20 protein-coding genes and 1 tRNA gene are annotated in these 24,181 nt (G+C 62.3%); 14 read left to right on the plus strand and 7 right to left on the minus strand.

What is annotated here, in order from left to right; all coding sequences use genetic code 11:
• Positions 1 to 7: 7 nt before the first annotated feature.
• The 3 genes from phnY to RA26_RS11365 are packed head-to-tail and all read right to left on the minus strand — an operon-like array spanning position 8 to position 3,926.
• Positions 8 to 1,456: a phosphonoacetaldehyde dehydrogenase gene (gene phnY, locus RA26_RS11355; RefSeq protein ID WP_039183982.1), complete on the minus strand. Its 1,449-nt coding sequence runs from the start codon at positions 1,454 to 1,456 to the stop codon at positions 8 to 10.
• A gap of 17 nt (positions 1,457 to 1,473) precedes the next feature.
• Positions 1,474 to 2,718 carry a phosphonoacetate hydrolase gene (gene phnA / locus RA26_RS11360; RefSeq protein WP_039183792.1) on the minus strand — a complete coding sequence of 415 codons (1,245 nt, stop codon included), beginning with the start codon at positions 2,716 to 2,718 and terminating at the stop codon, positions 1,474 to 1,476.
• A 20-nt stretch (positions 2,719 to 2,738) separates the two neighbouring features.
• Positions 2,739 to 3,926 carry a 2-aminoethylphosphonate--pyruvate transaminase gene (locus tag RA26_RS11365; RefSeq protein ID WP_039183793.1) on the minus strand — a complete coding sequence of 396 codons (1,188 nt, stop codon included), beginning with the start codon at positions 3,924 to 3,926 and terminating at the stop codon, positions 2,739 to 2,741.
• Between the two features lie 116 nt (positions 3,927 to 4,042).
• Here RA26_RS11365 and RA26_RS11370 point away from each other — a divergent pair, with 116 nt between their 5' ends.
• The 5 genes from RA26_RS11370 to RA26_RS11390 all read left to right on the plus strand — a co-directional run bounded on the left by RA26_RS11370 (position 4,043) and on the right by RA26_RS11390 (position 12,717).
• Complete coding sequence (locus tag RA26_RS11370) at positions 4,043 to 4,912, plus strand: LysR substrate-binding domain-containing protein (protein WP_039183795.1); 870 nt, start codon at positions 4,043 to 4,045, stop codon at positions 4,910 to 4,912.
• Between the two features lie 199 nt (positions 4,913 to 5,111).
• Positions 5,112 to 6,965 (plus strand): ATP-binding protein, encoded by a 1,854-nt coding sequence (locus tag RA26_RS22090; RefSeq protein ID WP_052272390.1) that lies wholly within the window; start codon positions 5,112 to 5,114, stop codon positions 6,963 to 6,965.
• On the plus strand, positions 6,956 to 8,038 hold the full coding sequence (locus RA26_RS11380) for an extracellular solute-binding protein (RefSeq protein ID WP_039183797.1): 1,083 nt from the start codon (positions 6,956 to 6,958) through the stop codon (positions 8,036 to 8,038). Before RA26_RS22090 ends, RA26_RS11380 begins: the two co-directional genes overlap by 10 nt.
• 574 nt (positions 8,039 to 8,612) lie before the next feature.
• Complete coding sequence (locus tag RA26_RS11385) at positions 8,613 to 9,665, plus strand: efflux RND transporter periplasmic adaptor subunit (protein ID WP_039183984.1); 1,053 nt, start codon at positions 8,613 to 8,615, stop codon at positions 9,663 to 9,665.
• Between the two features lie 10 nt (positions 9,666 to 9,675).
• The gene (locus tag RA26_RS11390) at positions 9,676 to 12,717 is read left to right on the plus strand and encodes an efflux RND transporter permease subunit (RefSeq protein WP_039183798.1); all 3,042 of its coding nucleotides are present in this window, start codon (positions 9,676 to 9,678) and stop codon (positions 12,715 to 12,717) included.
• A 240-nt stretch (positions 12,718 to 12,957) separates the two neighbouring features.
• On the opposite strand, the gene RA26_RS11395 is transcribed toward RA26_RS11390, so the two are convergent.
• From RA26_RS11395 to RA26_RS11410, 4 genes are all read right to left on the minus strand, one after another.
• Positions 12,958 to 13,034 (minus strand) — tRNA-Arg (locus RA26_RS11395).
• A gap of 98 nt (positions 13,035 to 13,132) precedes the next feature.
• Positions 13,133 to 14,518, minus strand: a complete 1,386-nt coding sequence (locus tag RA26_RS11400; RefSeq protein ID WP_039183800.1) for a sensor histidine kinase — start codon at positions 14,516 to 14,518, stop codon at positions 13,133 to 13,135.
• A 15-nt stretch (positions 14,519 to 14,533) separates the two neighbouring features.
• Positions 14,534 to 15,952 (minus strand): dihydrolipoyl dehydrogenase family protein, encoded by a 1,419-nt coding sequence (locus tag RA26_RS11405; protein ID WP_039183801.1) that lies wholly within the window; start codon positions 15,950 to 15,952, stop codon positions 14,534 to 14,536.
• A 2-nt stretch (positions 15,953 to 15,954) separates the two neighbouring features.
• Complete coding sequence (locus RA26_RS11410) at positions 15,955 to 16,716, minus strand: TVP38/TMEM64 family protein (RefSeq protein WP_052272398.1); 762 nt, start codon at positions 16,714 to 16,716, stop codon at positions 15,955 to 15,957.
• Positions 16,717 to 17,047: 331 nt separating this feature from the next.
• Between RA26_RS11410 and rpmH the strand changes: the two genes are divergently transcribed.
• The 9 genes from rpmH to RA26_RS11455 all read left to right on the plus strand — a co-directional run bounded on the left by rpmH (position 17,048) and on the right by RA26_RS11455 (position 24,181).
• Positions 17,048 to 17,182 (plus strand): 50S ribosomal protein L34, encoded by a 135-nt coding sequence (gene rpmH, locus RA26_RS11415; RefSeq protein ID WP_008554144.1) that lies wholly within the window; start codon positions 17,048 to 17,050, stop codon positions 17,180 to 17,182.
• 23 nt (positions 17,183 to 17,205) lie between these two features.
• Positions 17,206 to 17,631 carry a ribonuclease P protein component gene (gene rnpA, locus RA26_RS11420; RefSeq protein WP_039183804.1) on the plus strand — a complete coding sequence of 142 codons (426 nt, stop codon included), beginning with the start codon at positions 17,206 to 17,208 and terminating at the stop codon, positions 17,629 to 17,631.
• 56 nt (positions 17,632 to 17,687) lie between these two features.
• Complete coding sequence (gene yidD, locus RA26_RS11425) at positions 17,688 to 17,918, plus strand: membrane protein insertion efficiency factor YidD (protein ID WP_039183805.1); 231 nt, start codon at positions 17,688 to 17,690, stop codon at positions 17,916 to 17,918.
• Between the two features lie 55 nt (positions 17,919 to 17,973).
• On the plus strand, positions 17,974 to 18,861 hold the full coding sequence (ttcA, locus tag RA26_RS11430) for a tRNA 2-thiocytidine(32) synthetase TtcA (protein WP_039183806.1): 888 nt from the start codon (positions 17,974 to 17,976) through the stop codon (positions 18,859 to 18,861).
• Between the two features lie 66 nt (positions 18,862 to 18,927).
• On the plus strand, positions 18,928 to 20,472 hold the full coding sequence (locus RA26_RS11435) for a putative bifunctional diguanylate cyclase/phosphodiesterase (protein ID WP_039183807.1): 1,545 nt from the start codon (positions 18,928 to 18,930) through the stop codon (positions 20,470 to 20,472).
• Between the two features lie 133 nt (positions 20,473 to 20,605).
• Positions 20,606 to 22,414, plus strand: coding sequence for a membrane protein insertase YidC (gene yidC, locus RA26_RS11440; RefSeq protein WP_039183809.1), 1,809 nt, complete (start codon positions 20,606 to 20,608; stop codon positions 22,412 to 22,414).
• Positions 22,411 to 23,163, plus strand: a complete 753-nt coding sequence (locus RA26_RS11445) for an MOSC domain-containing protein (protein ID WP_039183811.1) — start codon at positions 22,411 to 22,413, stop codon at positions 23,161 to 23,163. Before yidC ends, RA26_RS11445 begins: the two co-directional genes overlap by 4 nt.
• On the plus strand, positions 23,163 to 23,810 hold the full coding sequence (gene yihA / locus RA26_RS11450; protein WP_039183813.1) for a ribosome biogenesis GTP-binding protein YihA/YsxC: 648 nt from the start codon (positions 23,163 to 23,165) through the stop codon (positions 23,808 to 23,810). Before RA26_RS11445 ends, yihA begins: the two co-directional genes overlap by 1 nt.
• Positions 23,811 to 23,815: 5 nt before the next feature.
• Entirely contained in the window at positions 23,816 to 24,181 is a 366-nt protein-coding gene (locus RA26_RS11455; RefSeq protein WP_193747607.1) for a DUF2946 family protein, read from the plus strand.

Here is a 24,181-nt window from a genome sequence, read left to right on the forward strand (position 1 = left end):
GCCGGTGTTATTCCGGCCAGGGGAGTGAGTAGGTCTTCACGTTGGTGAAGAATTTCATCGCCTCAATAACGCCTTCCTTGACCCCGTTGCCGGAATCCTTGATGCCGCCGAAAGGGGACATCTCGATCCGGTAGCCGGGCTGCTCCCAGATGTTGCAGGTGCCCACGTCCAGACCGTTGATATAAGCAATCGCCCGGTTCAGATCATTGGTGCAGACACCCGACGACAGCCCGAACTCGGTGGAGTTGGAGATCCGCATCACCTCAGCGTCGTCATCCGGCACCCGGACGATGGGCACGATGGGGCCAAAGGTCTCTTCCATCACCAACTCGCTGTTGTGCGGCACCTTGTCGACCACGATGGGCGGCAGCAGCGCCCCCTGGCGGCCAGGGTGGTAGAGGATCTCCGCGCCCTCGGCCTCGGCCATGTAGACGCGTTTCTCGAACAGCTCCGCTGCCTTGTCGTGGATGACGCACCCCAGTTCGGTTTCCGGGTCCTGGGGGTCGCCGAACTTGATCTTCTGCGCCTTCTCCAGCACCAGCGGCACAAAGCGGTCGGCAACGCTTTCCTGTACCAGGATGCGCTTGATCGCGGTGCAGCGCTGGCCGGAGTTGCCGGTGGCGCCCGCCACGGCAATGGTTGCGGCTTTCTCGAGATCGGCATCGCTCAGGTCGTTGCAGACAATCAGCGGGTCGTTGCCGCCCAACTCCAGCGCCTGGCGCTTGTAGACGCCCTTTTCGGCAATCATCTTGCCCACTGGCACGCCGCCGGTGAAGGTGATGATGTCGATGTTTTCATTGGTGATCATCTCGTCACCAATGTCCTTGGGCCAGCCCGTGACCACCTGAAACATCTCCGGCGGCAGGCCTGCTTCGTACAGGATATCAGCCAGCGCGATGCAGGTCAGCGGCGTCAGTTCCGTCGGCTTGCAAACCATGCAGTTGTTAGTGGCAATCGCAGGCGCGATCTTGTGGCTGACCATGTTCAAAGGGTGGTTGAACGGGGTGATCGCCGAGATTGCCTTCACCGGTTCGCGCTTGGTGAAGATCTTGCGCGCCTTGCCGTTGTGGGTCAGATCGCAGGAGAAGATCTCGCCATCGTCCTTCAGCGCTTCGGCAGCGGCAAACTGATAGACGTCCTGCGCACGCTTGGTCTCATAGATCGCATGCTGATGGCAGATGCCCAGCTCCAGCGTCAGCCATTTGGCCAGCCACTCGCGCTTTTCCCCGATCAGCTCCCCTGCCCGCTGCAGGATCTGGCTGCGCTCATAGCGGGTCAGCTTGGGCGTGTAGTTCGCGGCAATCTCAAACGCCTTGCGGGCGTGCTCAGCCTGCCCCGCCGGCACATGGCCCACCACCTCGTTGGTATAGGGGTAGAGAACCGGCACGGTTTCCTCGGTAAAGACCACCTCGCCCCCGATCCGCATGCCCTCGTTTCGGATTTCGATATCGCTCATCGCCTGATCCTTCATGGTTACAGCGCCGCCGCCTGCGCGGCATAGAAAAACGCATCAAAGTTGCGCAGCACCGGGCGCTCGGGCAGCGGCAGGACGCGGTTGCAGATGAAGGGTACCTCCTGTTCGGTCAGCCCGCCATGGCTGCGCAGCGGCTCTTTAAGCGCCGCCAGATCATGACGGTGCTCAGACGTGCCGATGCAAATATTCTCGCCCGAAACCAGGATGATATCGCCAATCCGGTCGGCGGGCAGTTCGAACCGGGCCACCGCCTCCTCGCGGGTCAGCACATCGGTGATCGCGTCATAACCGGCCAGCCGTTCCATAATTTCCGAACGGTTCGCGCCTTCAGGCAGATAGCAGGTGGCAAAGGAACCGAGCGCGCCGTGGTGTACCACATAGGGATCGGTGATCGGCAGGATCACCCGCGCCTGGCCCTCACCCAGCCATTCATCCATCAGGTCCTGCACATAGATCACGCTGGGGGAACCGTCGGCGTGATGCTTGGGTTTCATGCCGTGGTCGGCGGTCACCACGATGGCGGCGCCCAGCGCGTCCAGCTCTGTCAGGTACTTGTCGAACATCTCATAGAAGGCCTTGGCCTCCGCCTGGTCAGGGCTGTACTTGTGCTGCACATAGTCGGTGGTGGTCAGATACATCACATCCGGCGCCCATTCCTTCAACAGCTTCACACCGGCGGCAAAGACAAACTCGCTCAGCTCTGCCGAATAGACTTCAGGCTGCGCCATGCCGAGCCACGCGCTGGCTTTCTCCTGGCCATGCTCAGCCGCGGTAGAGGTGTCGGATTTTTCAGCCGAGAAGCACTTGGCGCGGTCGTCGCCGAACTCCAGGCCTGCGCCAAGCAGCGCCCGCAGCTTGTCCTTGGCGGTAACCACGGCCACCCGCGCGCCGGCGTCATAAAAGGCCTTGAACACCGTCGGCGCCCGCAGGAAGCGCACGTCGTTCATCATCACTTCTTCGCCGGTGTCCGGGTCGATCAGGTAGTTTCCGCAGATCCCGTGCACCACCGGCGGGCGGCCGGTCGCAATCGAAAGGTTGTTGGGGTTGGTGAAGCTCGGCACCACCGAATGCGCCAGCCGGTCGGTGCCTTCCGCGCGCATCCGCTTGAGCGTGGGCATCAGACCGTCGGCAATTGCCTTGTCCAGATACTCCGGCTCGCAGCCGTCCAGGCAAATGGCAATCGCGCAGGTCTTGGGCACATCATAGGCGCGGCCGTTTGCCACGACGGGGGATTGAATGGTCATATCTTAAAGTCCTCTATGTCTCAGGCGGCCAGTTTGGCGCGTTCTTCCAGCGCCGCGGCGGGCGGGGCCGCGCTGGCGACGCCCATTTCGGCAAGCGTTTCCTTGGCGGCAGTCACAACCTGCCGCATCACGTTTTCATCCATCTGCCCGATGCAGCCGACGCGGAAACTGTCCACAACGGTCAGCTTGCCCGGATAGATGATAAAGCCCTTCTCCTTCATCAGATCGTAGAAGCGGCCGAAGACGAAATTCGCATCCGCAGGGCAAAAGAATGTGACGATGATGGGCGACAGCCAGCGGTTCTGCAGCAGGGTCTCGAACCCCAGCTCGCGCATTCCGGCAACCATTACATCGCGGTTTCGGGTGTAGCGGCCGCCGCGCCCCGCGACGCCGCCTTCAGCCTCATGCGCCTTGAGCGCTTCCAGGAAGGCCGCAACCACATGGGTCGGCGGGGTGAACCGCCACTGGCCGGTCTTTTCCATATGCGCCCATTGCGCATGCACATCCAGGGACAGCGAATGGCTGTTGCCCTTGGCCGCCTCAAGTTCCTCTTTGCGGGCAATGACAAAGCCAAAGCCCGGCACCCCTTCGATGCATTTGTTGGCAGAGGAGACCATCGCCTCATAGCGGATCTGCGACGGCTGCAGTTCAATCGCGCCAAAGGCCGACATCGAGTCGATCAGCAATTTGCGGCCCGCGGCGTAAACAGCCTCGGAAATCTCCTCCACCGGGTTCAGAATGCCGGAGGAGGTCTCGCAGTGGATTGCCACCACATGGGTGATTGACGGATCTTCCGCCAGTATCTGCGCCACCTCATCACCGCGCGGCGGCAGGTAGTCGCCCTTGTCCAGCAGCTGATAGTCGCGGCCCAGGTATTGCAGCGTCTGCGCCGAGCGCAGCCCGTAGGCGCCATTGGCAAGCACCAGCGCCTTGCCGTCCCGCGGCACAAAGGAGGCCAGCATTGCCTCCACCGCGAAGCTGCCGGAGCCCTGCATCGGAACGCAGTCATATTCGCCAGCGCCATCGCCCAGCAGCGCCAGCAGGCGGCTGCGCATGTCGCGGGTCATGGCGCGGAAGTCGTCGTCCCAGCTGCCCCAGTCGCGAAGCATGGCCTGTTTCACCTCATAGGATGTGGTCAGCGGCCCGGGTGTCAGAAGGTAAGGCTCGCCCAGAAAAGGCGGGTCTATCTGCGGTGCGGAAGCGGTCATTGCCTGTCTCCAAAGCATGGTTCGAGAGCATGATTGCGCCAGCACAGTTCATATGTAAAATTGCAAAAAACAATTCAATGATAGGCCCAGCCTATACAAGTTTACAGGGTCAAAATATGCGTCATTCTCAGCTCAAGGCCTTTCACCACGTGGCCCTTCTGGGCGGCTTTTCCCGCGCCGCCGAGGCTCTGCACCTGACCCAGCCCGCGGTTTCGGAACAGGTTCGCAAACTGGAGCAGGACCACGATGTGCTGCTGTTCCGGCGCGAGAAGAAACGGGTGTTCCTGACAGCCGCAGGCGAGGAACTGCTTCACATGACCAAGCAGTACTTCGAGGTGGAAAGCCGGATCGGAGACTACCTGTCGGCAACCCGCGCCGCTGTTGAAGGGGAGTTGCGCATCATCGCCGACTCCGCCCAGCACATGACCGGCTTCCTGGGACCGTTCCAGAAACGCTACCCGAAAGTGGTAATTTCGCTGCGTGCCGGGAACACTGGCGAAATCATTGATGAACTGCGCGACTACAACGCCGAAATCGGGGTCGCCGGCAGCCTGTCCCCCGGTAAGGATATGAGTGTGTTGAACCTCGGTGCCACCGGCATCGTTGCCTTCGCCGCGCGCGGCCTGCTGATGGCCTCTCAGACAGACCTGTCGTTCCAGGAGCTGGCGCAGCTGCCCCTGGTGTTCCGCGAGGAGGGCTCAAAGACCCGCGAGAAAGTAGAGACCGCCGCACGGGAACAGGGAATCCGGCTGAAGCCCGCAATTGTCGCCGAAGGGCGCGAGGCCGTGCGCGAGCTTGTTGCCTCCGGCGCAGGTATCGGTTTTGTCTCCGAGGCGGAGTTCGGCCACGACGACCGCCTGGTTAAATACAGCCTGCGCGATGCCGACCTCACGATGAGCGAAAGCATCATCTATCTCACCCAGCGCCGTGACGTCCGCGTGATCCGCGCCTTCATGGACTTTGCCAAAGGTATTCAGGCAAAATAACGCGCTGCGGGCAAGTCGCGTGAAAAGATTAGCCGCCGCCGGTTCGGACACAAGTATGGCAGGGTCAGGAACAAGCACTGGTTAAACTTTTCCATTCAGCTGATTCATTGTTTTTCAATGCTTGCTTTCCAGAATAGACATTCGGTTCTAGTCTGCAGAAAACCGCAAGGATTTCCCGGAACTTCAATTCAGGCGCTCAATGACCAAGCAGCGTGTTACGCGTAAATACCTTCGTCTGCGCAGCGGCATCGCCTTGGCAATCCTGCTGGCGGCCGCTGTGGCCGCATTCTGCGTCACCCTCTCCGGTCAAAGGAGCGTGGTCCGGCGGGCGGAGAACACCAGGGTCCTCGACCAGCTTCTTGTTTCCCTCTCCGAATTGTCGCTGGCCTTTGACGAGCTGAAGAATGACCCGGGCAGCCAGAAGGCGCTGATTGCGCGCGGGCGCATCCGGCGGAGCGCAAGGCCCGCAGCGGACTCGTTTGCCGGCCTCACCGGTGAAGACGCGCTTTCAGCGTTCTCGCCGCAGGCGCAGGAAATCCTATCCCAGCCGGCGCTGAATCCGATCTCCGAACTGGAGGACATCCTGCTGCTGACAGGGCTGCTCACGGATCCCGCCGCCAACCGGGAGGCGGCCGCGGATATTAAAGCTGCGACGCTGGCCTCGGACCTGTCCAGGCGGCTGCTGACCATTCTCATGAAAGTGAAGGAAGCCGAAGCCCAGACCAGCCGCATTGCCGCGCAGACTCAGCTGCTCTATGCGCTGGCGGCCGTGATAATCGGCGCTATCGGCGTATTTGTTGCAGCCCGTTTCGTGCATCTGCCGATGGAGCGCTTCATCATCAGCGCGCAGTCGGAAATCGAGGCCAGCCGCCGCAAAGCAGAAGCCGCCTCTGAGGCAAAGTCCGTTTTCCTGGCAACGATGAGCCACGAAATCCGCACCCCGCTGAACGGCGTGCTCGGCTTAGCAGAGCTGTTGAACGACACTGACCTGAATGACCAGCAGCGGCATATGATCCGTATGATGATCGTGAGCGGCAATTCCCTGCTGAGCATCATCAACGATGTTCTGGACCTGTCCAAGGCCGAAGCCGGCAAGCTGGAAATGGAAGCCGAAGCCTTTAACGTCCGCGCCACCTGCCTGGAGGTGATTGACCTGTTTTCTGCACGGGCACAGAGCGCAAAGATCAACCTGCGTTTCGAAGCGGCCGCAGAGGTCAGCAACTGGCATGTGCAGGGATACGGCACCGCGATCCGCCAGATCGTTGTCAATCTGATCAGCAACGCGTTGAAATTCACCGAAAACGGAACTGTAGAGGTAAAGCTGCAGGAGTTGCCGCCAGCCCCCGGCGGGGACCGGATGATCCGCATTACCGTACGCGACACCGGCATCGGGATACCGCCGGAAGCCCAGGAACATATTTTTGAGCAATTCGCCCAGGCCGATGCAACCACAACCACGCGGTTTGGCGGCACCGGCCTTGGTCTCGCCATCGTCAAGAACCTTACCCAGGCGATTGGCGGCACGATCGCACTCCAAAGCGCCGAAGGCCAGGGCGCCGAATTCACGGTGGATTTTCCTGCCGGGGATGTGCCGCTGCCGGCTGCGGTTTCCCGGCCCGAACCCGTCAATGCCACTTTCAGCAAGAAGGTGCTGGTTGCTGATGACAACCGGGTCAACCAGATGGTCGCGGGCAAGATGCTGGAGCGGCTGGGATGCACCGTCATAACAGCAGGAAACGGGTTCGAGGCAGTGGAGCTGACACAGAGCTGGGCGCCCGACCTTGTGCTGATGGATGTCCGGATGCCGGAAATGGACGGGCTCGAAGCCACCCGGGCGATCCGTGCCGCAGAGCAGGAGAAGGGATCGGCGCCGGTCCCGGTCATCGGTCTGTCCGCCAATGCGATGAGCGAGCAGCGTCAGGAAGGCCTGTCCGCAGGAATGAATGATTATCTCGCGAAACCCGTCAACAAGGCGGCAATTGCTGCCGCCCTGACCCGCCTTTGGCCGGACGAGGCCGCCGCATGCAGCAAGGGAAGCTCGAAATGCGCCTGAAACCGTTGATTGCCGCTGCCATCACATCTGCCTCCCTGCTGTCCCCGCCAGCCGCAGCGGATCCCGGCCAGGTTTGGCTCTACAACTGGAGCGGCTACATCGACCCGGACACCCTTGCCGGGTTCCAGGACTCTACCGGCACTGCGGTCGTGCTTGACACCTATGGCGATGCTGATGAAGCCGAAGCACGGCTGCTTGCCCGCGGCACCGGTTATGATCTGGCGATCGTGGCCTCTGAAACGGTCGGCCGCATGGCAGAGGCCGGCGCAATCAGGGAATTCAGCCTGCCGGATATTCCAAACGCGGCAGCGCTCGACACAGAACTGATGCAGATCCTGCTGGCCTCCCTTCCCCAAGCAGAAGGCTACGCTTTGCCCTACCTCTGGGGGACAACCGGCCTCGCCTATGACCGCGCCGCGGTGCAGGAGCGCCTGCCTGACGCGCCGCTCGACAGTTGGGCGCTGGTGTTTGACCCGGAAAATGCCAGCAAGCTTGCGGATTGCGGCATATCCATCGTCAACTCGGTGGAGGAGGTTCTGGCCGCTGCACTGGCCTATCTTGGCCTGGACCCGCAGTCCCAATCAGAACAGGACATTGAGGCCGCCTTCGGCCTGCTGTCCGCCATCGCGCCTTATGTCCGGTCGTTTGATTCCTACCAGTATGATGCGCTGATGGACGGCGAAGTGTGCCTTGCCATCGCCTGGAGCACGGCGGGCCTGGCGCCAAAAATGGAAGATGAAAACAGCAGCTATCAGTATGTCATTCCCAGGGAAGGCTCCAACTTGTGGGCCGATCTCTTTGTTATTCCAAGCGATGCCGGCGATCCGGAGGGTGCACACCGGCTGGTGAACCATGTTTTGCAGCCGTCGGAGATGGCGCGCGCAACAATCTTCACCAACGCCACGAACAGCCTGCCCGCTGCACGCCAGGAGATCCGCGACACCGGATATGCAATCCCTGCACTGACCCTCCCGCCAGAGATCCGAGAGAACCTGTTTGTTGTGAAACCCCGAAATGGTGAGGAAAAGCGGATGCTCGACCGCCGCTGGAGGCTGCTGCAGATCGGGCTTTAACAGCATCGCCGTTCCAAACCGCGTTTTTGACCGAGCCGGAAAACTGACCTGCGGGCACAGGAGGCCGAGCGTGACAGCTTCACGCACTCCCCACTCCTTTCTGATGAGGGCAATTTTGCACGCGTTGACAAAGCTAAGGAGCGGCTGCCCGGCCGGCTCACGGCATACGAGTACTTCACTGCAGTCCCAAGCCCATGGCTGATGGGTTGATGAAGGACCTCAAACAGGAAAGTGCTCCCCGCAAGCGCATCCTTGTCCTGGCGTTTAAGCTCAGATGAAGCTCACACGGCCATTGAGCTTCTAATGCAGGCAGGCTTCTTACTAAAAATCGCGCTGTGATTGCGGGAATGTGAAAATCTAAAGGGTGCTTCTTAGCCGGCACCGGCAGCCGAAACCTTTTTGCCTGATCCGCCCGCAGATTTCCTGTTCTTTGTAACCTTGTTCACAGGCAAGCCGCTGCAACCGGACTATGCCGCACCGGTCCCGGCATCTTGTGTTGCATCGATGGCTGCGCCGCCTGAAACTGCTGCGCAACGCGAACAGCAAAGAAACTGCCCCAAAAGGAGTCATAAGCATGCGCTTGCCTAATTCACTCGCATTTGCTGCAGCCTTTGCTGCGGGGCTTGCGGCCTTGCCCGCTGCTACCCTTGCCCAAGGCGGGCTGAAACCAGTCAAGCTGCTGCAAACTTCTACGGAAGCCCTGTTTCTGGAACGGCAGTTCTTCGGCCAGGTGGCGGCCAAGCAGACAGTGGACCTTGCATTTCAGGTTTCGGGGCAAATCTTGAAGTTTCCGGTCACCGAAGGAAGTGCGGTGGCGAAAGGCGGGCTGATTGCCGAGCTCGACCTGGAACCGTTCGCGCTGAAGCTCGAGCAAGCGCAGCTGCGTAAGGAACAGGCTGACCGCACCGTAGCGCGCTTGAAAAATCTGACCGGCACCGTCAGTCAGGTCTCAATCGACGACGCCGAGACTGAGGCGGGGCTGGCACGCGTTGCGCTGCGCGATGCAGAATATGAATTCGAGCACGCCACCCTGAGCGCGCCCTTTGATGCTCTGGTGTCCAGCCGCGAGGTTGAGCAATTCACCACCGTCAGTTCAGGAACTCCCATCGTGCGGCTGCACGACATGTCCGAACTGTACATCAAGGTTGATGTGCCGGAAATCCTGTTCCAAAGGGCCGAGGAAAGCGACGTGCTGACGATCTCCGCCAACTTCCCCGGCCAGAATACCGAGTATCCGCTGGAGATCCTGGAATATGACGCAGAGGCCAGCAGCGTCGGCCAGACCTACCAGGTAACATTCCGCCTGCCCCCGCCCGAAGACCGCCAGATCCTGCCGGGCGCATCTGCAACTGTGAGAGTGCGGGTCAACACCGGCGATGCGGGCATCAGAGTGCCCGCAACGGCTCTGGTAACCGCAACCGACGGCAGCACCGGCGTGATGGTCTTTTCCCCACCCGGCGCTGAGGAAGGCACCGTTGCATGGACCAAAGTGAAGGTCGAAGCCACCCAGAACGGTGATTTCCGCGTGGCGGACGGCCTTGCCGGAGACGAAGAGGTGGTGCTGACCGGGGGTGGTGCGCTGAAGGATGGCCAGCAGGTCAGACGCTTTACCGGTTTCGGGAACTGAGGGCAGGCAGATGGACATTGCACGCGGGTCGATCAACCGGCCGCTCTATACCTGGATCATCATGCTGGCGGCCCTGCTTGGCGGCATCTGGGGGTTTCTGAACCTGGGCCGGCTCGAAGATCCGGCCTTCACCATCAAATCCGCGGTCATCGCGACACAATACCCCGGCGCCAACAGCGAACAGGTTGCGCGCGAAGTCTCCGAGCCGCTTGAATCCGCGATCCAGAAAATGGGCGAGGTCAAGCTGATCACGTCCGTGAACCAACCCGGCTTCTCGCTGATCGAAGTGGAGATGCAGGATACTTACGACGGCACCGAACTGCCTGCCATTTGGACCAAGCTGCGCGCGGAAGTCCGCGATGCTGCCCGCGCTTTGCCGGAGGGCGTCAGCCAGCCGGTTGTAAACGACGGCTTTGGCGATGTGTTCGGCCTATTCTATGCGGTGACGGCAGAAGGCTACACGGACGCCGAAAAGCATGATCTGGCAACCTACTTGCGGCGCGAGCTGCTGACGGTGGACGGGGTGGCCGATGTTGAAATCGCCGGGCTGCCGCAGGAGGCGATCTTTGTCGAACCCACGCTGGCGGTCTCGGTCAATCAGAATGTTCCGATTGACGCGATCAGCAACGCGCTGGCCACGTCCAACTCGGTCCGTTCAGCAGGCAGTCTGGACGCCGGTCCTGCCGAAACCCTGATGCGTGCGCCGGAAGGCTCGGACTCGGTCTCCGAAATTCAGGGTCTTGCGATCGGCTGGCAGGGCGACGTGGTCAATGTGATCGACATGGCCGACGTTCATCGCGGCCGCATCGACAACCCGGACCTGATCATCCGCTTTGACGGGGTTGAAGCCTTCACACTCGGGATTGCGGGCCTTGCCACCGAAAACATCGTTGAAGTGGGCAAGAACGTTGACGCCAAGCTCGCCGCGCTGGACAGCCAAATCCCCTATGGTGTCGATCTGAAGCCGATCTACCAGCAGCATGTTGTGGTCGAGCAGGCCTCCAACGACTTCCTGGTGAACCTCGCCATGTCGGTGTCCATCGTTGTTGTGGTGCTGGCCCTGTTCATGGGCTGGCGGGCCGCGGTGGTGGTGGGCACCACCCTGCTGCTGACCGTGGTGGGCACACTGTTCTTCATGAACATGTTCTCGATCGAAATGGAGCGGATTTCGCTTGGTGCGCTGATCATCGCCATGGGGATGCTGGTCGACAACGCCATTGTTGTGGCGGAGGGAATGCAAATCTCCATGCTGCGCGGCAAGACCTCCCGCGAGGCGGCGCATGATGCGGCCTCGAAAACCCAGATCCCGCTGCTCGGCGCCACGGTGATCGGCATCATGGCTTTTGCCGGTATCGGTCTCAGCCCGGATGCAACTGGCGAGTTCCTGTTCTCTCTGTTCGCGGTGATTGCTATTTCGCTGCTGCTCAGCTGGTTCCTGGCTCTGACAGCTACGCCGCTGTTGGGTCACTATTTCTTCAAGCAGGGCAAGGAGGGGGATGGCGACGCCTATGATGGTGTCCTGTTCCGCACCTACGGCGCGATCCTGCGGGCATCTCTGAAGCTGCGCTGGATGGTCGTCGCTGGGCTGATTACCGTCACCGTGGTCTGCTTTATCGGTTTCGGACAGGTGCGGCAGCAATTCTTCCCGGATTCCAACACCCCGCTGTTCTTCGTCCATTACAAACTGCCGCAGGGCACTTCGATACAGACCACATCCGAGCATCTGCAAGTATTCGAAGAATGGCTTGGCGCACGCGAAGATGTGGTTTCGGTGGCGTCCTTCACGGGTCAGGGCGCAACCCGCTTCATGCTGACCTATTCTGCCGAAAAGCCGAACCCCAGCTACGGCCACCTGATCATCCGTACCGCAAACCTGGACGCCATCCCGCCGCTGCAGGCTGAGCTGGAGGCGTTTGGCCAATCCCGCTTCCCTGAGGGCGAGTTCCGCACCAAGCGGCTGGTGTTCGGCCCGGGCGGCGGCGATCCGGTCCAGGTGCGCTTCTCCGGTCCCGACCCGCGCGTTCTGCGCAGCCTCGGCGAAGAAGCCATCCGGCGGCTGGAAACAGCCTCCCCCAATATCCTGCTCCCGCGTCACAACTGGCGCGAGCAAGAGCCGGTGCTGAAACCTGTCTATGCCACTGACCGGGCTCAGACCGCCGGTGTCACCCGGGATAACATTGCCGACGCGCTGCAGTTCTCCACTGACGGCCTGCAAATGGGTGTCTTCCGGGAACGCGACCGGCTGATCCCCATTGTGGTGCGCCGCGCACCGGAAGAAACCTACAATATCTATGATCAGGTGGTGTTTTCGTCCTCAGCCGGAAAGTTTTTGCCGCTGGAGCAGATGATCGACGGTATTGATGTCGAGGTGGAAAACACTCTGGTGCACCGCCGGGACCGGCTGCCTACGCTGACTGTCGGCGCGGACATCCCGCCGGACATGACCGCCGCCACCGTTTTTGCCGAGATACGGGGCACGATCGAAGCGATGGAGATACCGCCCGGTTACATCATGGAATGGGGCGGTGAGCATGAAAGCTCCGGCGACGCCAATGAAAGCCTTGGCAAGCAGCTGCCGGTGACCCTTCTGATCATGGTGCTGATTTCGGTCCTGCTGTTCAACGCGATCCGCCAGCCGGTGATTATCTGGCTCCTGGTGCCGATGTCGGTGAATGGGGTGGTGATCGGGCTTCTCGGCACCGGCTTCCCGTTCACCTTCACAGCTCTTCTGGGGCTGCTCAGCCTGTCGGGTATGCTGATCAAGAACGGCATCGTGCTGGTCGAGGAAATCGACCTGGTACGCGAGACCGGAAAACCGTTGCGCGAAGCCATCGTCGAAGCGTCGGTCTCGCGTTTGCGCCCGGTGATGCTGGCAGCGGTGACCACCATCCTCGGCATGGCGCCATTGCTAACCGACGCCTTCTTCGTGTCGATGGCCATCACCATTATGGGCGGGCTGGCCTTTGCCACTGTGCTGACGCTGGTGGCCGCGCCGGTTTTCTACCTGATCTTCTTCCGCGGCGTGGAAAAACGCGAGATGGCTGGCGCTTGATCCCTCCTGCATCCCGAAAATCAAAGCCCCAGCGGAATCCGCTGGGGCTTTTGCGGTCAGAGCCAGTTCTGCGCCCGCCCTGCTTTGCCCTCCGGAAGACAGGAGGTCTTCCGAAGAGTAGATCAGCGAAGGCTTCGCCACTGGCGGAACAGGAGGCGCGAGCGGGGATGCTGGAGATACGAAAAGGGAAGGGTTCTGCCGCAAATGGCAAAACTATGTGTCGCCCGGCAATTCAGGAAGTGGCGGACCGAGGAGGATTCGAACCCCCGACCCCTTGATTCGTAGTCAAGTACTCTATCCAGCTGAGCTATCGGTCCACTGCGGCGGGGTTTACTCATAGCATCGAACGGGCGCAACCCCAAAAACAAAAATTGTTCCGGCCGCGGCCAATTTCCAGCCATGCCCTCCGAAGAACTCAGAGCGTGCCGTCGCCCTTTGGCAGGCAGATCTCGAACACGGTGCCATCTGGACCAGTCTGATTCAGCTTGACGCTGCCGCCATGGCCGCGGGCCAATTCGCCTGCAATTGCCAGCCCCAGGCCCGTGCCCCCCTTGCGGGCACCGCCCTGGAACGGTGTGAACAGGTTGTCCTTCGCCCTCTTGGGCAGGCCCGGTCCGGTATCCGAAACGGTGATGTACCAGGCGTCCGCCTCCTCGCGTGCCTCCACCGTTACCTGTCCCGGCTTGCCGGTGGCGGCAATCGCCTGGCGGGCATTGCGCACCAGGTTCATCACGATGCGGAACAGCTGCTCCGGATCGGCGCGCAGCATCATCGGCTTGGCCACTGCATTGATGATTTCGACATTGCCGCTGTCCGCCGCCAGCAGTTCGCTCTCAGCGATGTCGGCGGTGATCTCATGCAGGCAGACCACACCGAAGGTGGGCGATGGCTCCTCTGCCTTGCCAAAGGCAAGGGTGCCTTCGCAGAGGGACACTGCGCGGGTGATCGAGTTGACCAGTTTCGGTGCCAAGCGGCGCACCAGAGGATCCTCGCTCATCTCGATACGGTCGGTGAACAGCTGCGCCGAGGTCAGGATATTGCGCAGGTCGTGGCTCACCTTTGCCACCGCGCCCCCCAGCTGAGCCAGCCGCTCGCGCTGTTTCAGGGCATGGGTCAGCTCGGTCTGCAGCTGCATCAGCGCCTCTTCGGCCTCACGCAGCTCTACTACGCTGGAACTGGGGTGGATGATACCGCGCGCATCCTCCGGCGCCGCCGCATAGCGCTGCATGTACCCCACGACGCTCTTGATCGGTTTCACCAGCACAATCCGCACCGCCCCGAACAGCAGCACCGCGGTGAAGACGGAGATCACGGCGGACAGGATCAGGATCCGCACCCCGTAGTCGATCATCGCCGCGCGCAGCGGCGCGGTTTCCATGGTCACCTCTATCAGCAGGCCCGCTTCTCGCACCGGCGCACCGATCACCCGGATGATCTCATTCTCCGGGCGGATCAGCCGCATCATCGCATCGCGGATCAGGGTCATAGCTCCGGCCCTGCGCAGGTCATAGGTGGCGGTGATTTCCTGCGGGATCGGCGAGGCCAGCATCAACTGGCGGATCTCGTCGCGGCGCAGCACCACGTTATAGACGCCCGCGTTCTCCAGCAGCTCCGCTTCCAGCTCGGTCTCCAGCATGTCATCAGCCAGAAGCGCCAGCGAGGCAATCTGCGCCCGCTCCAGCCGGTCGGCCAGATAGTCCTCGCGGAAACGCGCAATCGACGGCACGAAGATCAGCACCTCGGCCAGCATCACGAAGACCGTGGTCAGGATCAGGAATCTGCCCGAGAGCGTGTTGAGCATGAAGCGGCCTTCAGTTCATGAAATCCAGCGCTGAACAAAGCGCACTGCGCGTTTAACAAATTTACTCTCAAACAGCCGCGGGGAGAAATAGGCCCCTGCCGCCCGTTTGTTAATCTCGCTGATCGAGGGGTAAGGTGCAACCATTGCCGCCACTTGGCTCATCTTCAGGCCATTGGCAATCGCCATCGACCACAGGGCGATGAGCTCTCCGGCCTGATGGCCCGCAATAGTGGCACCCACCGGGCGGCCCTTGACCACCATGACCTTGATAAACCCCTTGGTCTTGCGCTCGGCAATGGCGCGATCGTTGTGGTGATAGTCAAACCGCGCCACCTCCAGCTTGACGCCATAGCGGTCGCGCGCCTGCAATTCAGTCAGACCCACCTGCGCCAGCTCAGGGTCGGTATAGGTGGCCCAGGGGATATGGCTGGTCTTTGCCTTCGACGGCAGGCCAAACAGGGCGGAACGGATGATGACGCTGGCGTGATAGCCCGCCACATGGGTGAATTGCAGTCCGCCCGCCACATCGCCGATGGCATAGACACGCTTGTTGGTGGTCAGCAGGCTGTCGTCCACCTTGATGCCGTTGCCTTGCGTTTCAATCCCGGCGGCGGCGAGGTTCAGCCGCTCCATATTGGCCTTGCGCCCCACCGCCATCAGCAGGTGGCTGCCCTTGAAGGTACTGCCGTCCTTGGTTTCGACCTCGATCGCCCCGGCCTGTCCGGTGATGCGGGAGACCATGGCGCCTTCCGCGATCTCCACGCCTTCCTCCCGCAGCGCTTCCAGCACCAGCGCCGTAGCCTCGGGATCATCCTTGCCCAGCGCCTTGAGGCCTTCGATCACCGTCACCTTGCAGCCCAGCCGCACATGGGCCTGCGCCATTTCCATGCCAATCGGACCGCCGCCAATGATCAAGAGATGCTCCGGCTTCTCGCGCAGATCGAACAGCGTCTCGTTGGTTTCATAGGGCACCTTGTCCAATCCCGGGATCGGCGGCACCAGCGGCGAGGAGCCGGTGGCGATCACCACCCGCCGTGCGGTAATGCGATGCGCACCCGCTTCGACTTCTGTTGGGGATACGAAGCTGCCAAACTCCCGGATCACCCGCACGCCGAAGCCTTCGAACCGCTCCTGGCTGTCCACTGGGGCGATGGTTTCAATGACCCCATGCACATGATCCTTGGCCGCGGCGTAGTCCGCCTGGGGCAGCAGATCCGCCACGCCGAACGCCGCCGTATGCGCCTGGCCATAGGCCGCCTTGGCGCTCGCCAGCAGCGCCTTGGAGGGGACACAGCCATAGTTCAGGCAGTCGCCACCCATCTTGTGGCCTTCCAGCAGCACCACATCCGCCCCCATCTGGCTGGCCCCGGCTGCCACCGAAAGACCGCCTGAACCGGCCCCGATGACCAAAAGATCGCAGGTGATACGGGTCATGTTCAGCCTCCCCTCTTCTTGCCGCGGATGGATTTCACGATGATCGGCATTGCTGCCAGCACACACAGGCCCAGAATCGGCCCGATCACATGCGGCTCCCACAACAGGCTAAGGTCCGGATCGCCGCCGCGGTCAAAGACAGAGCCGACGCCGACACCGATCCAGGTAAAGACGATGGCACCCGGAATGATTCCCGCCGCGGTGGACCACAGGAAGTTGCGGAACTTCACCCCGACCAGCGCAGGCAGCAGATTGGCAACAAAGAACGGCACCGCCGGCACCAGGCGCAGCAGCAAGAGCACCTCCACCTCGTTTTCCCGCAGCGCCTGTTTCAGCATCTGCACCCGGCCCTCTGCCGCTTCGATCTTGGCGGTCAGAACCGCCCCCAGCCCCATGCGCGCCGCCAGAAAGATGCCCGCAGCGCCGATGGTGGCAGAGACGACATTGAAGGCAGTGCCCGCCGCCAGCCCGAACAAAAAGCCGCCGGTGACAGAGGCCACCGCCGCGCCGGGCAGCGAGAACACCACGATCACGATGTAGATTCCCATGAACAGCGCCACCAGCCCAAGGTAGTTCTGGTCCCGGAACGCCATCAGCGCCTCCCGGTTGTCGCGCAGCGTGTCAAAGGTCAGGTAGTCCTTCAGCACCACCGCCCCGATCAGCGCCACCGCCACCACCGCAATCAGCGGAAGATGCCGCGCCAGTCCCGGCTTGGCGCCGTTCTGTTCCTTGGACTGGGGATTCGTTTCCGGTGTCTCTGTCATGCCGCTCATCTGGTCCGTTCCAATTGCGTTCTTGCTGTTGCTACGTATTAAATGGCTCTTCCGCGAGGGTGGTTCCGCTTGCCTCACAGGCGCTTGATCACAACCCCGGATTCCGTGAGCTTTATGGCAGAATCACCGCCCCCGTGTTACAGCCGCGCTGTCCGGACAGGCCGCTCCGGGGCAGTTTTCGGCAGAAATGTTGCATATTGCCCGGAAAAGGCGGCTTGCGGGGTTTGACTTACCCGCCATTCCCTCCTAAAGACCGGGCTTCGAGATAGACCCCGGGCGGGCGATTCCGCGCACCCGATGACAAAATGTGGAGACCGGAGCGATGAAACGCACCTATCAGCCTTCGAACCTGGTTCGCAAACGCCGCCACGGCTTCCGTGCGCGCATGGCCACCAAGGCAGGCCGCAAGATCCTGAACGCACGCCGCGCCCGCGGCCGCAAAGAACTGAGCGCATAAGCTCAGTTCCTGTTCTGACGGACATGACACCGCCGGAGGCCCCCAAGGACGGCAACGCTGCCCGCGGGGACACGCCTCCGGCGGTGTCCGTTTGTCCACCTGACACCCAAAAGATCGAAATCATGGCCAAGCGCCGTGACTTTCTCGCCTGCGCCCGCCCGCCTGCCCGCAAGCAGGGCACCAAGGCGATGATGGTGCAGGGCCGGAACCGCCGCGATGACGGCGGCATCCGCATGGGCTTCACCTGTTCCAAGAAAGTCGGCAACGCAGTCGCCCGGAACCGCGCCAAACGCAGGCTGCGCGAGGCCGCACGGATGATTCTGCCGGCCCATGGCCGCCCCGGCTGGGACTACGTGCTGATCGGCCGCGCCGTGGAAACCGCCCAGCGTCCGTTCGAGGAGCTGAAGCGCGACCTGATTTACGCGCTGAAAAAGATCCACGGCCAGTAAGCGCCCCGGCCTTTGGCCGCATTGCCACTTGGCCGCCCTGCCCCTATCTATCCGCCATGACCCCGCTGGCCCATCTCTTTGCCCTGCCCGTGCGCGCCTACAGGCTGCTGTTCAGCCCCTGGGTCGGCTTCAACTGCCGTTACCAGCCCACCTGCTCGGCTTATGCATTGGAAGCGTTGCAAAAACACGGGGCATTAAAGGGTGCCTGGCTGACCGCGCGGCGCATCGGCCGCTGCCACCCGTTCGGCGGCGACGGCTATGATCCGGTGCCGGACCGGAAGGACTGACCCCCGCCCGCCTTTTTTCCTTGGCAAAACGCCCATCCTCGGCTAGGGCGCGGCCATGCTTGATGATGATCTGGACGAAATCCACCCGCTGTTTGCCGGCGCCCCCTCGACCACTGAGTTCAAGAAACTCAGGAAGCGCATCGTGCGGTACGCGCGCGAGGCGATCGAGCAATACGGCATGGTGGAGCGCCGCGAGGACGGCAGCACGCCCAAGTGGCTGGTCTGCCTGTCGGGCGGCAAGGACAGCTATACCCTGCTGGCGGTTCTTTATGAACTGAAGTGGCGCGGCCTGCTGCCGGTGGACCTTCTGGCCTGCAATCTCGATCAGGGCCAGCCCGGATTCCCCGCAACAGTGCTGCCGGAGTTCCTCGAAAAGATGGGCGTGCCGCACCGGATCGAATACCAGGACACCTATTCCATTGTCGTCGACAAGGTTCCGCAGGGGCGCACCTACTGCGCGCTGTGCTCGCGCCTGCGCCGCGGCAACCTCTACCGCATCGCACGCGAAGAGGGCTGCTCGGCGGTCGTGCTGGGCCATCACCGTGACGACATCCTGGAAACCTTCTTCATGAACCTGTTTCACGGCGGCCGGCTGGCGACCATGCCGCCCAAGCTGGTCAATGAGGAAGGCGACCTGTTTGTGTTCCGCCCGCTGGCCCATGTGGCTGAGGCCGACTGCGAGAAATTCGCGCGGTCCATGAACTATCCGATCATTCCCTGCGACCTTTGCGGCAGCCAGGACGGACTTCAGCGCCAGCAGGTGAAGCAGATCTTGGACCAGTGGGAATCAAATTCGCCCGGTCGCCGCCAGGTGATGTTCCGGGCGCTGATGAATGCGCGCCCGTCGCATCTTCTGGACCCGAAACTGTTCGATTTCGCGGGACTTGAGCTGAAGATTGCCGATTCCGCGGACGAAATTCCGGAAATTCCCCAGCTGCGTTAACTCCCGGGTTATATCAGCACCTTAGTCTCAGGGCCGAACGAACGGCTGCAGACGAAAGGTCTGGGAATGACACATACGGGTTCAGGCATCCTGGCACGCCTCCGGCAAATCCTCGCCCCCGCAGTTTCCGGGCCGGCGATGCTCGCCTTTCTGCCTGCTCTGACCCTGGCCACCTTTTGGATTGGCGGCGAAACGGCGCTGCTGGCTGTTGCCCTGGGGCTGCCGGTCCTGATTGCGGCCGCAGGCGGCTTCAGCAATCTGGGCGGGAACTCTCAGCCGCGCGACCCGGTCACCGGCATGATGCTCCGCAACGGGTTTGAGCAGGAAGCCGCCCGGATTCTTACCGAATGCAGCGAGGGCGGGCTGCGCTCTGCCATTTTCATTGTGGAGCTGGACGACCACCGCGAACTGACAGACCGCCACGGCAAGGAAGCCGGCGACCGGTTCGTGCAGCATTGCGGCGCGCAAATCGTATCAGCGCTTCGTCAGGACGACATCGTCGCCCGGATCAGTGACAGCCGGTTTGCGGTCTGCCTGGCGCCAACCCTGCAACTGGATCTGGAACTGTGCATCCAGCTGGCCGGACGTATGCAGGCCGCTACCGAAGAACCCCTGCCGCTGGACGGCACCACCATCTACATGACCTCCTCGATGGGATTCTGCCAGCACAGCCGCGTCCCCGGCGCCGAAAGCGCCGAGTGGATCAGCGCCGCCGCTGCCGCCCTGTCTGAGGCGCAAGGCAACGGGCCTGGCGGCATCCGGGCCTATTCTACCGACATGCCGGGCCGCACCGGCAGCCGTTCCACGCTGCGCGAGGAAGCCGCAGCAGCACTGGAAAGCGGCCAGATCCAGGCTTGGTTCCAGCCGCAGATCTGCACCGACACCGGCCGGGTTTCGGGGTTTGAGGCGCTGGCACGCTGGCAGCACCCGGTGCAGGGACTGATCCCGCCCTCCACTTTCCTGCCCGCGCTGGAGGAGGCCGGGCTGATGGAACGGTTGAGCCAGGTGATGCTCTATAACGCGCTGGTCGCCATCAAGGCTTGGGATGACGCCGGAGTGTCGGTACCCTGCGTCGGCGTCAACTTCGCCACCCAGGAATTGCGCAACCCGGGGCTGGCGGGCCGCATCAAGTGGGAGCTGGAGCGTTTTGGAATGCCCGCCGAGCGCCTGTGCGTGGAAATCCTGGAAACCGTGATGACCGATCAGCCCGACGATGTGGTCACCCGCAACATCCTCGCGCTCAGCGAAATGGGCTGCCCGATCGACCTCGATGACTTCGGCACCGGCCATGCGTCAATCTCAGCGGTGCGCCGCTTCAACATCTCCCGCATCAAGATCGACCGCACCTTTGTGATGAAGGCGGACCAGGACCCGGAGCAGCAGAAACTGATCTCCGCCATCCTGACCATGGCGGAGCGGCTGGAGCTGGAGACCCTGGCCGAAGGGGTGGAAACCGCAGGTGAGCACGCGCTGCTGGCGCAGCTGGGCTGCGGCCACGTTCAGGGCTTCGGCATCGGCCGCCCGATGCCCTTTGACCAGACCCTGGACTGGATCACCGCGCATGAGGCCAAGCTGCAGGATGCGCCCGCAATCGGCCGCCAAACGCCCTGAACACTCAATTCCTTTGATTTTCTGCCGCAGCGGTGCCCTTTGACGCGCCGCTGCGCCGCGATTCTGCTTGACCTTTGCGGCCCACCTCTGTTGAACCCCACGTGTCCTTCCCTACACGAGGTGGCAGTCCCCAATGGACGATCAGAACAAAAATCTAATTCTCGCAACCGTACTCAGCTTTCTGGTGATCCTCGGGTGGTACACCTTTTTCCCGCCGCCGGAACCGGAACAGGCGCCGGAAACTGCGGTCACTGAAACCGCCCCGGCAGGCAATACCGCCGCTGCTCCCAGCGCCGCAGGTGCCGATGCCGTGGCCGAGACCGCCCCGGAAGAAGCTTCCGCCCCGGATGCACCGCGCGTCGCCATCGACACGCCCCGCGTCACCGGCAGCATCTCGCTGCAGGGCGGCCGGATCGACGATCTGTCGCTGAAGGACTACCGCGAGACCCTGGACGAGGGTTCCCCGATCGTCAAACTGCTGAAACCGGTAGGCGAGGCCGGCGCCTATTACGCGCTTTACGGCTGGGCACCGGGCGCAGGTCTGACCTTGAACGACGTGCCGGGCGCCAACACCATCTGGTCCGCCCCGGCGGGCGCCACCCTGTCCGCCGGCAGCCCGGTCACGCTCACCTGGGACAACGGCAAGGGCCTGACTTTCTCGCGCACCATCGCGGTGGATGAGGATTACATGTTCTCGGTCACCCAGTCGGTCGCCAACGCCTCCGGCGGCACCGTGTCGCTGGCGCCTTACGGCACCCTGGCCCGCCACGGCCAGCCCGAGGGGCTGAAGAACTTCTTCATCCTGCACGAAGGCCTGGTCGGCATGACCGACGGCGAGCTGGCCGAGACCGACTATGACGACATGGCCGATTTCGATCCGGACCCGCGCGACGGCTCCAAATCCAGCGTCAAGCAGGTCGAGGCCAACGGCTGGATCGGCTTCACCGATCACTACTGGATGTCCACCCTGGTGCCCGCACCGGGCCAGGATTTCCGCTCGATCGCCAAATTCGACGAGCGCCGCGATATCTACCAGACCGACATTGTGCTGCCGACCGTCACCGTGGCCGAGGGCCAGTCCACTGAAGTCACCACCCAGCTGTTTGCCGGTGCGAAGGAATGGGAAGCCATCCGCGGCTATGAAAAAGCGGGCATCGAGGGCTTCCTGGACGTCATCGACTGGGGCTGGTTCTTCTTCCTGACCAAGCCGATGTTCTGGCTGCTGCACAACCTGAACGTCCTGATCGGCAACATGGGCTGGGCTATCATCGGCCTGACCGTGGTGATCAAGATCCTGGTGTTCCCGCTGGCCTATAAATCCTATGCCTCCATGGCGAAGATGAAAGAGCTTCAGCCGGAGATGGAGAAGCTCAAGGAGCGCGCCGGCGACGACCGCCAGAAGATGCAGAAGGAGATGATGGAGCTGTATAAAAAGGAGAAGGTGAACCCCGCCGCGGGCTGTCTGCCGATCCTGATTCAGATCCCGATCTTCTTCTCGCTCTACAAGGTGATCTTCGTCACCCTGGAACTGCGCCACGCCCCGTTCTTTGGTCCGTTCCAGGATCTCAGCGCGCCGGACCCGACTTCGATCATGAACCTGTTCGGCCTGCTGCCCTTTGCGGCCCCGGCGCCGGAAAGCGTGCTGGCCCTGGTCTTCATCGGCATCCTGCCGATCCTGCTCGGCATCTCGATGTGGCTGCAGCAAAAGCTGAACCCGGCGCCCACCGACCCGACCCAGCAGATGATCTTTGCCTGGATGCCCTGGGTGTTCATGTTCATGCTCGGCGGCTTCGCCTCCGGCCTGGTGGTTTACTGGATCGCCAACAACACGATCACCTTCAGCCAGCAGTACCTGATCATGCGCAGCCATGGCTACAAGCCGGACGTGTTCGGCAACATCAAGTCGAGCTTCAAGAAGAAGCCGAAGGCTGAGAAGGAATGACCGCAAAGGTCACAGACATCTGGCGCCACCCGCTCAAATCCCATGGGCGGGAGGCACTGGAAAGCGTCACCATGATCGCCGGGCAGACCATGCCCGGCGACCGCGTTTGGGCGGTTGCAAATGAACAGTCCAAGGCCGACGGCAGCAAATGGGTGGTCTGCGGGAACTTCTCCCGCGGGTCGCAGTCCCCTGCCCTGATGGCCATTGACGCGCGGCTGGACGACGCCACCGGACGTCTCACGCTGACCCACCCGGCCCGGCCCGAAATCACCTTTGATCCAGAGAACCCGGCGGACCTGCAACGGTTTCTCGATTGGGAAAAGCCGCTGCTGCCCAGTACCGCCCGCGCCTCAGCCCGTATCATCAAGGTGCCCGGCCGCGGCATGACCGACACCGATTTCCCCTCGGTCTCCCTGTGCAACCACGCCTCCCACCGCGCGGTGGAGCAGGCCATCGGCCACGAGCTGTCGCCGCTGCGCTGGCGCGGCAACATCTGGTTCGATCTGGACGAGGCCTGGGCCGAAAACGAATGGCTGGGCCGAGAGGTGCAGATCGGCGAAGCCGTCTTTGCGGTGCGCGAGCGGGTGGTGCGCTGCCAAGCGACCACCGCCAACCCTGAAACCGGCGAACGCGACGCCGATACGCTCAAGACCCTCAAGGACAATTGGGGCCACCAGGATTTCTCGGTCTACGCCGAGGTGGTGCGCGGCGGCGAGATCCGCCTGGGCGACGCGGTAAAGGTGCTGTGATGCAGATGCAATTTTCCCTGGCCGAAGCGCCAGATGAGATTTCCACTGAGACGGGCCGCAAGCTGTTTGCGGGTGAGACCGAGTTCCTCAAGGGCGTGGTCGCGATGAACGGCCTGCCGGACGCCGACCGGGTGGAGGTCTGCTTTGCCGGCCGTTCCAACGTCGGCAAGTCGAGCCTGATCAACGCGCTGACCGGCACCAAAGGCATCGCGCGCGCCTCCAACACGCCGGGCCGCACCCAGGAGATCAACTTCTTCACCCAGGGGCCTGAGCTCTATCTGGTCGACCTGCCCGGCTATGGCTATGCCAACGCGCCTCTGAAGGTGGTGGAGCAATGGCAGAAGCTCTTGAAACGCTATCTGTCGGGCCGCCAGAACCTGCGCCGCGCCTTTGTGCTGATCGACAGCCGCCACGGCGTGAAGGCGGTGGACGACGAGATCATGAAGCTCTTGGACAGCTCCGCCGTCACCTTCCAATGCGTGATGACCAAGGCCGACAAGGTCAAGGAAAAGGACCGCGCCAAGGTGCTGGAGCAGGTGAAGGGCGCGCTGGCCAAACACCCCGCCGCCTATCCGGAGATTGTGCTGACCTCGTCAGAGAAGGGTGACGGGATCGCCACCCTGCGCTCGATCATCGCCGGGCTCTGACAGGCGTGCTCAGCCGCCTGCCCTCCCTGCTGGTTGTGATCGCCCTGGCCGTGGCCGGGCTGATCCCATCCGGCTGGATGCCGGCCTCGGCGCAGGACGGCAAGGTGCTTCTGGTGATCTGTACCGGCCACGGGCCGGTGGAAACCTGGGTCGATCTGGACAGCGGCGAACCCCATGCACCTGCCGAGCAGATGGAGGACCGCAGCTGTCCGTTTGCAGCCCTTGGCGCCGTGGCGCTGCTGCCGGACAGCCTGATCAGCCTGAACCTGGAACCGCCTCTCAGCGACCGCTGGTCGCGTGAGGCCTTTACCCATCACACCGCCGGTTTCCACTGGCGCTACGACGCCCGCGGCCCGCCCGCGCTCTCCTGA

The organism is Leisingera sp. ANG-M7, assembly GCF_000813965.1.
Classification (GTDB): Bacteria; Pseudomonadota; Alphaproteobacteria; order Rhodobacterales; family Rhodobacteraceae; genus Leisingera.